Source organism: Stutzerimonas tianxiuensis, assembly GCF_053470365.1.
In genome coordinates, this window is sequence record NZ_JBPVWS010000025.1 from 1 (window position 1) to 11,993 (window position 11,993).

Annotated in this window: 8 protein-coding genes; 4 read left to right on the forward strand and 4 right to left on the reverse strand. The window is 60.6% G+C overall.

The window, feature by feature from the left end:
- Both ACSSNI_RS21520 and ACSSNI_RS21525 read right to left on the reverse strand, forming a co-directional pair.
- Nucleotides 1–154 (reverse strand): OprD family outer membrane porin (locus tag ACSSNI_RS21520; protein WP_448260252.1); only part of this gene is annotated, 154 nt, incomplete at its 3' end.
- 278 nt (nucleotides 155–432) lie between these two features.
- A complete protein-coding gene (locus ACSSNI_RS21525; protein ID WP_234484567.1) occupies nucleotides 433–2,160 on the reverse strand; it encodes a tannase/feruloyl esterase family alpha/beta hydrolase in 1,728 nt (575 codons plus the stop codon).
- A gap of 521 nt (nucleotides 2,161–2,681) precedes the next feature.
- On the opposite strand from ACSSNI_RS21525, the gene ACSSNI_RS21530 reads away from it, so the two are divergent.
- Nucleotides 2,682–4,322 (forward strand): Na+/H+ antiporter, encoded by a 1,641-nt coding sequence (locus ACSSNI_RS21530; RefSeq protein WP_102835066.1) that lies wholly within the window; start codon nucleotides 2,682–2,684, stop codon nucleotides 4,320–4,322.
- On the opposite strand, the gene ACSSNI_RS21535 is transcribed toward ACSSNI_RS21530, so the two are convergent.
- Together ACSSNI_RS21535 and ACSSNI_RS21540 are read right to left on the reverse strand one after the other, a co-directional pair.
- Nucleotides 4,319–4,798 carry a hypothetical protein gene (locus tag ACSSNI_RS21535; protein ID WP_234484568.1) on the reverse strand — a complete coding sequence of 160 codons (480 nt, stop codon included), beginning with the start codon at nucleotides 4,796–4,798 and terminating at the stop codon, nucleotides 4,319–4,321. The genes ACSSNI_RS21530 and ACSSNI_RS21535 overlap by 4 nt on opposite strands.
- 558 nt (nucleotides 4,799–5,356) lie before the next feature.
- Nucleotides 5,357–5,782, reverse strand: coding sequence for a VOC family protein (locus ACSSNI_RS21540; RefSeq protein WP_200639566.1), 426 nt, complete (start codon nucleotides 5,780–5,782; stop codon nucleotides 5,357–5,359).
- A gap of 114 nt (nucleotides 5,783–5,896) precedes the next feature.
- Here ACSSNI_RS21540 and ACSSNI_RS21545 point away from each other — a divergent pair, with 114 nt between their 5' ends.
- The 3 genes from ACSSNI_RS21545 (at nucleotide 5,897) to ACSSNI_RS21555 (ending at nucleotide 11,944) form a co-directional block, all read left to right on the forward strand.
- On the forward strand, nucleotides 5,897–6,790 hold the full coding sequence (locus ACSSNI_RS21545) for a LysR family transcriptional regulator (RefSeq protein WP_200639567.1): 894 nt from the start codon (nucleotides 5,897–5,899) through the stop codon (nucleotides 6,788–6,790).
- A 197-nt stretch (nucleotides 6,791–6,987) separates the two neighbouring features.
- On the forward strand, nucleotides 6,988–9,573 hold the full coding sequence (locus ACSSNI_RS21550; protein WP_448260241.1) for a bifunctional diguanylate cyclase/phosphodiesterase: 2,586 nt from the start codon (nucleotides 6,988–6,990) through the stop codon (nucleotides 9,571–9,573).
- Between the two features lie 262 nt (nucleotides 9,574–9,835).
- Nucleotides 9,836–11,944 carry an ATP-binding protein gene (locus ACSSNI_RS21555; protein WP_448260243.1) on the forward strand — a complete coding sequence of 703 codons (2,109 nt, stop codon included), beginning with the start codon at nucleotides 9,836–9,838 and terminating at the stop codon, nucleotides 11,942–11,944.
- The last annotated feature ends 49 nt before the right edge of the window (nucleotides 11,945–11,993 follow it).

Below are 11,993 nucleotides of genomic sequence, written 5' to 3' on the forward strand. Positions count from 1 at the left end.
AGCCGGACTGACGGAAATCACGGTTCATGTAGAAGTTACGCAGCTCGACGGTGGCCTTGCTGTCATCGAGAAATGCGGCGTTGGCGGTGCCGGCAGTGCCTAACGCAACGCCTAGGCAAAGGAGGCTTCGGGTGGTCTTGCGGTGGTCTTGCATGGTCTTTCCTCTTGTTGTTATTGGGTTGGCCTCAGCGAATGCCGTGCCAGCTCTGGCAGGGCGCGCTAACAAATCCCGGAACAGCGTGCGCAGAGCGTCATCGGAGCAGGATGTGCAGTTGCTGCGCCGAGGATCTGAGGCAGCGGCGACGGATCGGATGTCCAATGGTGCGGACATGTTCAGGGCAGGAGCCAGGAAGTGTTCAGTCCGCTGGACGCTTGTCGGGGAGGCTATGAAGCGCCGCATTCATCCTGAGCAGCATGAATGCGGCGGCGGCTTCAGTGCCGGCCTTGATGGCTCTTCACGCATACAAAGCTGGAGGCGTCGTTTACATCGCCGCGTCGCTTGTACTTCGGCCAGCCTGGGTATTCACAAAGTGGGCGAGTGCGACCGGGGACGGCGACGGTGTCAGTGACGACCTGGCGCTTGGGTGCCACGCCCAGCTCGACCCAGTTCTCCAGCGCTGACAGCGAGTCCCAGGCGGCGTTGAACACCGTGCTGGCCGCATGGGCGTAGCCAGGGATCTCGTAGTAGCGCATGAACCGACGTGTCTGCCCGACGCCCATGTCCTGTTGTACGCGCCGGTAGTACTCAGCCGTGGCGCGGGTGCTGACCAGCTGATCCGAAGTGCCGTGAGCCATCAGAATCTTGCCGCCATTGGCAACGAATGCCGACAGATCAGTCTGGTTGACGTCCTGACGCAACGACAGCGCATCGACTCGCGCTTGCCACGGGCCAAGGTTGGCGGGGTCAAGGGTCAACGAATTGAATGCCGGATTGCGGGTCACGAAATAGCGCACCCACTCATCCCAGAACCCGGAGTGGTAGGGCGCGCCCTCGGTAAAGCCTGTGCCGTGTACCGGCATCGGATAGTCGGGCTGCAGGGTATTGAGGCCAAGCCGGTTGACGATCGCTTGCAGGCCTTCGCCAGGCCGACCCAGATCGGTGCCCCAGGTATTGAAGCCGGGGTAGCCGCGTTCGCCACTGGCCAGGGGCTGGCTGAAACGGATCGGCGTATCGAACACCTTGAGCGCACTGATCTGCGCATCGGACAAGCAGTTGCGACCCGTGTCAGCGCCATCGGGGCAGCGCAAGGGGCGGCCGTTGAGCTTGGCGATTGCTGGATCGAACTGGGCGTTACATGCCGCCTGGTTGCTGATCACCCTGTCGCGCACGCCATCAAGCCCGTCGCAGGCCTGCATCGAGGCTTCCAGCAGGGCAGAGCGCTTTTCCAGGCTGGGGTAGGCGCCCAGCGAGGCTAGCGCGCGGGTAATGCGGCCAAATTGCAGATCGAGTGCGGCGGCGTTGTAGGCCGGGTAGAGCACGATCGCGCCGTGAAAATCCGTTGGCCACTGCTGCACCACCGCAAGCGCCTCTCGGCCGCCGGTGGAACCGCCGGCGAAGTAGCTGCGCACCGGAGGCTGGCCGTAGCGTTGCTCGATCAGGTACATCGCCGTATCACGGGTTTTCTTCAAGGCATCGTGACCGTAGTTGGCCAAGGCCTCTTCGTTCCAGGCGAAGTCGCCGGGGTTGAGGGGATTGGCCACGTGGCCAGAGTCGCTGGCGAACACCGCATAGCCCCGGCCCAGCGGCGTCGGCTGGTCGACCGGGCCGGCCGGAACATTGCCGGCCACGTTTGGCACGGTGCCGTTATAGCCGCCACCGCCATACATCATCGCTTTGCTGTTCCATTGTTCAGGCAGAACGATGCGCATCCTGATGTTGGGTGCGCTCCGGTCAATCGGCGCGATCTCCACGCTCAGGTCGCAATATGGGCCAAAGGTTTGCGGTGCGCTGCCACCGCCTGGCACCAACGTCGCAGCGGTGACTCTCGCACCAGAGGTCGGCAGAGCTATCGCAGCGGCAGGAATCCGGGCACCGCCCAACTCAGCGCAACTGGCAGCGAGCGTCGGTTCGGCCGCTGCCAGCGCGAGTAAGGCCGGGATCGTCAGCCGCAGCCGCTGGGATGTGGCGTAGCGAAAGCGGGGTGCATGGGGTGCTTTCATCTGGCGTTTCCTTCTTCTTGTTGTCATGCCTTGCAGCTGACGCCACAAGGTGGATACCCGAGAAGACAGCGCTGCAACCGGGCCTGGAGGTTGAGCCAAAGCTGTGCCAGTCATACGTGGGTGGAGGACGAGGCCGATGACCGGTCACCAGATCACCTGCGGACCGCTCTAGCGCGTCGAGCAGCAGGCTGAACGCGGTGCTCTCTGACGATCTCGTCTGTCCAGGTTGCAGGACATGGACAGGCGCAATGTCGTCCCGTCTGGACACTCTGTATGGCTACTCGGACTTTTTCGACAGGCGGTGCGGGGAGAGTCGCAGAAAAGCTGCGTTCAGGCGTGACGGGGCGCCTGAGCGATGACGTCTGTGCTTGTAGCACGCGAAGCGTCGCGGTTGTCGCCAGTTAGTCCAAGCGGATCTGATCCGCGAACCGGCTATTCCAAAACCTCCCGACTATACTTTCGTCGCGTGCGCGCACAGGCCGCATGCCCCCGCCTATTTTTTGTAGAGATCAGCCCGCCCCATGGAAACGCTTTACCTCATCTTCCTGCTGCTGCTCGCAGTCGGCGCAAGTCGCATCCTGGCCAATGTCGTTCCGCTACCACTGCCGATCATGCAGATCATCATGGGCAGCGTGCTGGCGCTCCCGCCGTTTGGTATGGGCGTGGAACTGCGGCCCGAGATCTTCATGCTGCTGTTCATTCCCCCGCTGTTGTTCTACGACGGCTGGAAGATACCCAAGCGCGAATTTACCGAGCACGGTCCGGAAATGACCGCCATGGCGCTGGTGCTGGTGCTGATCATTCTCGTGGTGGTGGGCTATTTCATTCACTGGTTGTTGCCGGCCATCCCGCTGGGCGCCAGTTTCGCCCTGGCCGCGATCCTTTCGCCAACCGATGCGCTGGCGGTGATCGCCATCGCCCAGGGCCGGCTGCCACGGCATATGTCTCACCAGCTGGAAGGTGAGGCGATGATGAACGACGCCACAGGCCTGGTCTCGTTCAAGTTCGCCTTGGCTGCGGCCATCACCGGTTCGTTCTCTCTATTGAACGTCACCGGAGAGTTCTTCGTTATTGCGCTGGGCGGGCTGGCAATCGGAGCAGGACTGAGCTGGTCGGTGGGCAAGGCCAAGCAGTGGATGACCGCGCGGGACCTGTTCGATCCGTCGACCTACGTGGTGATGATCCTGCTGCTGCCGTTCGCTGCGTTCTTCCTGGCTGAGCATGCCGGCATGTCCGGCATTCTTTCGGCAGTGGCAGCAGGCATGGTGCAGAGCCGCATCGACATGCTGCCGGTCAAAACCAGCACCCGCATCCTCAACCGTAGCATCTGGGAAATGCTCGATTTCAGCTTCAACGGACTGGTGTTCCTGTTGCTGGGTCTGCAGTTCCCGCGGATCGTTGAGCGTGTCTGGCAAGCGGCCGGGCACGAGACCTACAGCATGCCGATGCTGGTGTTCAGTGCGCTGGCGATCATGGCGCTGCTGCTGGTAGTGCGCTTCGGGTTCGTGTTTGCCTATCACTGGGGCGAGGCCCGGGTGCGCCGCCTGCTAGGCAAGACGGTTCAGCCCAAGCCCCTTGGCTTGTTCTCGGCACTCAGCGCGGTGGCTGGCGTGCGCGGCGCGATCACCCTGGCCGGTGTGCTCTCGATCCCATTGATGATTGGCGACACGCCGTTTCCCGGCCGGGATCTGATGATCTTCCTCGCCGCGGCGGTGATCATCCTGTCCCTGCTGATCGGGGCGCTGGGTATTCCCTATTTCCTCAAGCAGTTACCCAACAACGACTTCGAAGAACATCGGGAAGAGTTGAAAAAAGCCCGCCGAATCGCCGCTCAGGCGGCGGTCAGCTGGCTGGAGAACTGGAAACAGGCCAACCCGGTCGAGAACCCGGACGAGATGCTGCTGCGCAGTGAAGTCACGGCGCGGGTTACCGAATCCTACCGGCACGACATCGAGGCCCTGATGGATCATCACGGCCGGGCGAATCAGGCACGTGAAACCATGGCGCTGGAGCGCGATATCCGCCTCAACGCCATTGCTGTGCAGCGCAAGGAAATGTACCGGATGAGAAAGCGGCACGAGATCGACGAGCAGATGCTGCAGACGCTGCTACGTGAACTCGATTACGAAGAGGCTGCGCTGGGCGCTGGTGAGAGCGTCTAACCGCCTACCGAGTCCTGTTGTTGCTCGGGTTCAAGTACGGCGATCGTATGGTCGCTGTGCTTGAACGCCACCAGCTGGGTCAACCAGGCCTGCAGCACCGGAGAGTGAGATTTCCGGTTGCGCATCGCGATCGCCAGAATCTCGCGAGCAATGGTGACAACCGCGCTCTTGCTGCCGAGAAAGTGCCAGTTGAACCAGCCATCGCCATAGGTCAGCGGCGTGTGCTGCCCGGCTGGTAAGGGGATGTAGACCTTGACCGAAAGATCGAAAAGCACTTCCGGCTTGGAGATGATCAGCAGCTTTACATCCGCCACCTTGCTCAACCAATAGCGATGATCGAAACGCCCCCCCGTCAGTTCCGCAGACTGGCTCAAGGCATCGTTGATCAGCGCTCGGTTATCGATGAGTTGCACGGTAATGGCTTCCGTCTGCAGGGTGGTGGTTGCGCATTTCGGGCTGAAGCGATCAATACGCATCAGGACGAAATCCGCGAGGTAGCACCGCGCGAGGCTTACAGCTGTGAGCTGTTCAGCCTTCGCTTGGCATGACGGGTTATCGGTTGATCGAGGGTTTTGTTTAGCCCCGAGCGCGCGAAAAGTTTGTCCGTCACGCAGCTCTTATCTGCTGAATGCCTTTGTCGCTGCCACCATTCCCGGTGTAGGTGATCGCATAACCGTCGGGGCGTACACGAGCAGAACGAAGGCGTGCGGGGAGACAGCAGCCTGCAGCGAACGGATGACGCTCTGGCGGACGCCGTCTCGGAATCAGATGCGGAAGCCCGCTTAGTCGTTGGAGTCCAACCACACCCACAGACCAGCACGAGTGCGTTCCGGCCGGCGTTGCACCGGCACTCGCTCGCAGCGGGGTTTGAGCATCAGTAAGCAATCCGCCGCGAGGCTTCAACGTGATCTGCTGCATGCCTCTGATCAAGCACAGGGGCGTCAGCCCGAAAGCGGAAGGTCCAGCGGTTCAAGGCCGTCCATTAATAGTTGCTCGGCGTAGCCGACGATGCTCAATCAGCCAGACCATTAACGTCATTTGGCAAACAGCTGGCTCATGTCCTTGAAGGCTTTGAATTCCAGGGCATTGCCGCAGGGGTCGAAGAGGAACATGGTGGCCTGTTCGCCTACCTGGCCTTGAAAACGCACATAGGGTTCGATCACGAACTGAGTGCCGCGGGCGCGCAGGCGCTCTGCCAAGGCTTCCCACTCGGGCCAGATGAGCACGATGCCGAAATGCGGGACCGGGACGTCGTGACCGTCTACCGCGTTGGTGTGTGCGGCTTCCTGCGTAGCAGTGCGCGGGTGCTCGTGAATGACCAGTTGATGGCCGTAGAAATCGAAGTCGACCCAGTGCTCGGACGATCGTCCTTCGGCCAGGCCGAAGACTTCACCGTAAAAGCGGCGCGCGGCGGGCAAGTCGTAGACGGGAATCGCAAGGTGAAAAGGGGAGAGGCTCATCAGGGCTTCCTTCTGTTGTGGGGCCTTGAGTGCCATCTTGCCGATTTGTCGCACCCGTCAACAGCGGATATCGTTCATGTCGAGCCTCGAATATTTCGATCAATCTAGGTCTTTATGATCCGTGAACTGAGAACTTTTCTCGCAGTCGCCCGCTGCGGCAGTTTTGCTGCTGCAGGCAACAAGGTCGGCCTGACTCAATCCGCTGTCAGCGCTCAGATCAAGAATCTCGAAACGGCGCTGGGCCTGCGTTTGTTTGATCGAACGGGCCGCTCGGCTTATCTCAACCCGGCCGGGCTGCGCGCCGTGCCGATGGCCGAGCAGATCCTGGAGACGTTCAGTCTGATGGGGCAGCCGGACTCTCTCGAAGACTACCGGGGCGAACTGCGCATCGGCGCGATCGGGACCGTACAGACCGGACTGTTACCGTCAGTGCTGCTTCGCTTGCTGGAACAAGCGCCGGGTGTCGCGCCAAAGCTGATTCCCGGCGTTTCGCTGAATCTGCTGTCGCAGGTCGATGCTGGCGAGATCGACCTGGCCATCATGATCCGACCGCCGTTCGCCCTGCCCAAGGAACTGCATGCCGAGCTGATTCAACGCGAGCCGTTCGTGCTGATCACGCCGCTCGACGTAGCCGGTGATGACCCGCTGAAACTGCTCGTCGAGCAGCCTTTCGTGCGTTACGACCGCAGCTCTTTTGGCGGTCGGCAGGTGAGTCAGTTCTTGCGCAAACATCACCTGGATGTACGCCCAGGCCTGGAACTCGATGAGCTGGACGCCATCGTCAAGATGGTCGCCTGTGGTTTAGGCGTCGCGCTGGTGCCAGAGGCCGGCTTATGGCTCGAGCGTCAGCCGACCGTTCGCGTCCTGCGTCTGGGGGGCGCGACCTTTCACCGGGAGCTGGTCTTGGTTGGCCGACACAGCGCCCGACAGCTGCCGGTGCAGCAGCTGTTTCGCCGCTGTGTGCGGGAAGTGCTGGCGGAGCAGGGACGTCCGGCCCCGGCTTGGTGAATCGACGAGATAGAGCGTCTGCCTGCCGCGCCGAACGTCGGCTACAGAAGGCTTTTTCCGGGGCATGCCGGGCTCTCGGGCTACCCTAGTCAAGGTGGAAGGCAATGCAATGCCGCGCATATGGATTCGCCTCAGAACGGTAACCGACTCTGTGGGTCCAACCTGAAGCCCGCCATACACTCCATTGGATAATCTGCATGGCCCAACCAGATCTGCAATCCCGGCTTGCTTTCACGCTGCAATCGGCTGGATTGCTGGAGTGGTACGTCGAACTGGACGATTCGCTGAGCGATACCCAGGCGACGGTCGAAGCCGTTACCCATGCGCTCGATGCCTGTTCGTTAGGCAGCACCTCGCTCACCGAATTTCTTGAACATATCCATCCCGACGACCGCGATCCGGTTGCCGAGCATGTCGCCATCGCCCTTTCGACCGGTAATGAGGTGCGCTTCGAATGCCGTGTTCTGGTGGGCGACAGCGGCGTGCAGATGGTCAGCGTGTCTGGTCGCTCCACTGCCCATCCCGAACTACGCGCGCTGCACTTCATCAGCCAGGACGTGACTGACTGCCGCCGCTCCGAGGCGATTGCCGAAGGGCAGATGCGCTCACTCGAGCTGGCGGTGGCCGGTGCACCTTTGACGGAGGTGCTGGTTGAACTTACCCGCTCGGCGCAAAAGCAGTCGGCTGGAACCATTCGTGCAGCGATCATGCGCCTGGATGAGGACGGCAAGCTGCGATTCGTTGAAGCCTCCAGCCTCCCAGCGGATTTTGTCGCAGCGGTAGATGAAATGGATGCCGGTTCCAATGAATCGAGTTGCAGCTTGGCGGTAAGCACCGGCAAGCCAAGTGTTGCCGTGGATATCGGTAGCGATCCGTACTGGGCCACGCACCGGGACAAGGCGCTCGAAAATGGCCTGCGTGCCTGCTGGTCGACACCCGTGCTTTCCGACGGCGGCGAGGTGATGGGCACCATCGCCTGTTACAGCACTGTCTGTGCAGCGCCATCGTCTTTGGAGCAGGAAGGCATCACCCTCCTGGCCAACACGGCGGCATTGGTGGTGCAGCGAGATCGAGCCAACCGGGCGCGAGTCAAGGTTGAGCGAAAAATGGCAGCCAACGAGCGCCGCTTCAGGGGGCTGGTCAGGGCCACTAACAGTCTGGTCTGGTCGACCAGCCCGCTGGTGGACATCGTCGAGCCACAGCCTGACTGGATTGAATTCACAGGCCAGACGTTTGAGCAGTCGCGGGGCAAGGGCTGGCTTGAGGCCGTGCATCCAGAAGATCGCGCCGAGCTTGAATCCGTCATGGAAGAAATGCGTTCGGTCTATACCAACAAGCGCGCGGAGTACCGCATTCGTCGGGCGGACGGCGAGTATCGGCATATGTCCGGTCATGCCGTGCCCATCTTCGATGACCGCGGAATTATGAAGGAATGGTCAGGCGGGCTGACCGACATCACCGACCGCAAGCAGGTCGAGCACCGGCTGCACCACATGGCCACGCATGACTCCTTGACGGGACTTCCCAACCGAACCTACCTCAACGATCACTTGCGCGAATTGGTCAATTTCATCCCGGAAAACCAGCAGCTGATGATCATGCTGATCGACCTGGATCGCTTCAAGGAAGTGAACGACTCGATGGGGCATGGCTACGGCGACGTGCTGTTGGTGCAGATTGCCCATCGCCTGCGTGAGGCGCTGCCATCCGGTGATTTGGTGGCGCGCCTGGGCGGGGACGAATTTGTGGTGGTGGCCCATTTACCTGACGGCGTGCGCTCGGCCGAGCGGCTGGCGACCGACCTGCTGCGTGCGATCCAGGTGCCCTGCGATGTACTCGGCACCCGTTACTACCCCTCGGCATCGATGGGCATGTGTCTGTATCCAAACCCTGACACCACCATCGACGAACTGCTACAGCACGCCGATATCGCCATGTATCGCGCCAAGGATGCCGGCGGCACCGGGATGCAGTTCTTCTCCGCCGAGATGAGCATCGAGACGAAGAACCGCATGGCGCTGGAGCTCGATTTGCGCGAAGCGCTGGAACGAAACGAGTTCGTGCTGCATTACCAGCCGCGCATCTGCCTGGACGACGACACCCCGTGCGGTGTGGAAGCGCTGATCCGTTGGAACCACCCAAGCAAGGGACTGGTTTCACCGGCAGTGTTCATTCCCATCGCTGAGGCCACGGGCCTCATCTGCAAGATTGGTAACTGGGTGCTGCAGCAGGCGTGCAAAGACATTCAGCAGTTGACCGAGCGCATCGGTACCGAGTTGATGTTATCGGTCAACGTGTCACCGGTGCAGCTCAAATCGCCGACATTGTGCAGCGAAGTCAGTGGAGCATTAAGTGCGGCCGGGTTGGATACGCACCGTCTTGAACTGGAGCTGACCGAGTCCGGGCTTATCGAAGACACCGACACGTCTCATCAGCTGCTGAGAAACCTTGGGGCCATCGGCGTGCGGCTTGCCATCGATGACTTTGGCACCGGATACGCCGGAATCGCCTATTTGCGCCAGTACCCTATTGATGTCGTGAAGCTCGACAGGACATTTCTCTGCCCCTCGAGCAAGGCCGACAACTGTCTCGACTTCATCAAGGCAGTGACCGAAATGTGTCACTCGCTTGGCATGCGCGTTGTGGCCGAAGGTGTGGAGGATGCCGATATGCTGCGTCAGTTGATGCGGTCGTCATGCGACGAGGCGCAGGGCTATCTGTTCGCCCAGCCCATGCCGCTGACCAAGCTGGGGGACTACATCATCGATCGCCGGGCGAGTTGAGCTTTACGCCGTTACTGCCCGCGCTGCACTCGTTTCTTGTAGGAATCAGATGCACGGTGGCTTCTGCCCGCACGGTCGGCTCTGTACCATTTGCCTACACCACTACATTAGAGCGGCGGCTGACTGGCGCACTGCTGTCCAGCACAGCAGCCCCTTCAGACTATAGGGCGCTTACGTAGTGGCTTCTTCTATGCAGACGTTTGAGTGCTAAACGGACGCGAAGGGCAACCTCACCTGTTCCTAACTACCGGAAAGCACCGACGTGACTGCTGACATTTCATCCGAGGCCAGGCGGCTATTGATTGGCACTGGCTGCGGCGTCGATTTCTCTCACCTGATCCAGCTACTGGACGAAGAGGGCTATGAGATCGCTTTCTGCTCCAGCGACAGTTTTTTTCAACAGCTGGATCACCGTGTAGGTGCGGTGATCGCCACCGACCGGTTCCTTGCATCGGCGATGGCGAGCGGCGGCGCCATCGCGGAGCCAAGCGACAAAGCGGATATCCCGTTTATCCTGATTTCCGACATCCGGAGTGAATCACGCGACGACTTCACCGCGATCAAGGAGCGGTTGCCTGCATGGTTAACGGACCTGGTGATTCTTGAGCAACCGGTAACACCGGCAGCTCTGCTGAGTACTGTGGCGATGGCTTGGCGCTCACGGCTCCGTCAGTTCGAAATTGCAAACCGCCTTGTCGAACTTGCTGAGCAGCAGGCGACGCTAGAGAGGCTGGTCGAACATCTTCCGGTTGGCATATGCCTGATCGACGTGAACGGGACCACCGTACTCAGCAATCCCACCTACGAGCGGTATGTGCCCAATCGCAGAATCCCATCTGCCGACACTCAGCATGCCGAACGGTGGGTGGGGCTGGACAGCGAGGGTCAACTGATACCGCGCAATCGGTTCGCCGGCGCCCGTGCGCTGCGCGGAGAAACGGTGGAAGGAGCGGATTTCCGCTACTACCCAGACGAAGGGCCCGAGCTGTGGACGCGCGTCAATGCCGTGCCGTTGTATGACAGCCAGCGGAAGATCAAAGGCGCCGCTCTGGTGGTCATCGACATAAACGCTGAAAAGCAGAACGAAGAGATGCTGCGCCGTTTCAACGATGATCTCGAGTACCAGGTAAAGGCACGCACCTGTGCGCTGGAAGAGGCATTGGAAAAGCTGACGCAGGAGAGCCAGGAGCGCGCCCGAACCGAAGAGCAGCTCCGTCAATCCATGAAGATGGACGCGGTGGGTCAGCTCACGGGTGGCATCGCTCATGACTTTAACAACATGCTGACCGGTGTGATCGGCGCGCTGGACCTGATGCGCCTTCGTATTGGTCGGCAGCAATACGGCGATCTGGATCGCTACATGACGGCCGCTCACACGTCCGCCAGCCGAGCGGCGGCCCTGACCCAGCGTTTATTGGCGTTCTCCCGCCGACAGTCGCTGGAAGCCCGCGCTACGTCGGTGAACCCACTGATCCTGTCGTTAGGTGATTTGCTCAAACGGACCATGACGGAGCGAATCAAGCTTGAGCTTCAGCTTGACGACAATGCTGGACTGGCATTGGTCGACCCCAATCAGCTTGAAAACGCCTTGTTGAACCTCTGCATCAATGCGCGTGATGCCATGCCCGACGGGGGCACGCTGGCGATTGTGACCAGCCGAGCTGATGTCGACGAGGCAGACGCGATTCGTCTGGGTGGTAACAAGGGCTGCTATGTCAGCATCAGGGTATCGGACACCGGGGTTGGTATCCCTGAGTCTGTGCTGGGGAAAATTTTCGAACCGTTCTTCACGACCAAACCTTTGGGACAAGGTACTGGGCTGGGCCTTTCCATGGTTTACGGATTCGTCCAGCAGAGCAGCGGGTTCGTCTCGGTAACCAGCGAGGAGGGCGCCGGTACGTCGATCACCTTGTATATACCACTGGCGCAGACGTCTGCTGTCGAGAAGGCATCGACCGTCGCACCCGTGGATTTTACCTGCGGTAAAAGGCAGACGATCCTGGTGGTCGAGGACGATGATTCGGTACGCCTGCTGCTAGCCGCGGCGCTGGGAGACTTTGGCTATCAAGTCCACCTCGCTGAAGACGGTCAGCAGGCGTTGAGTCTGCTCGAGGGCTTGCAGGCGTTGGACTTGTTGATAACCGACGTCGGGTTGCCTGGCCTGAACGGTCGCCAGCTGGCAGAAATCATCCAGCAGAAACGGCCAGATCTGCCCGTCCTGTTTATCAGTGGCTACGCGGAAAACGCGGCGATTCGATCCGAGTTTCTCGGCGTGGGGATGAGCATGATGACCAAACCTTTCACGCTCGAGCATCTGGCAGATACGGTTTCAGCCGCCTTTGAAGCGCAGGCTGCATCGGGCGCTGTTTGAAGACGCACGCACGCAACGGGCAGGCGCAGGCACTGGCCAGTGCCTGCTG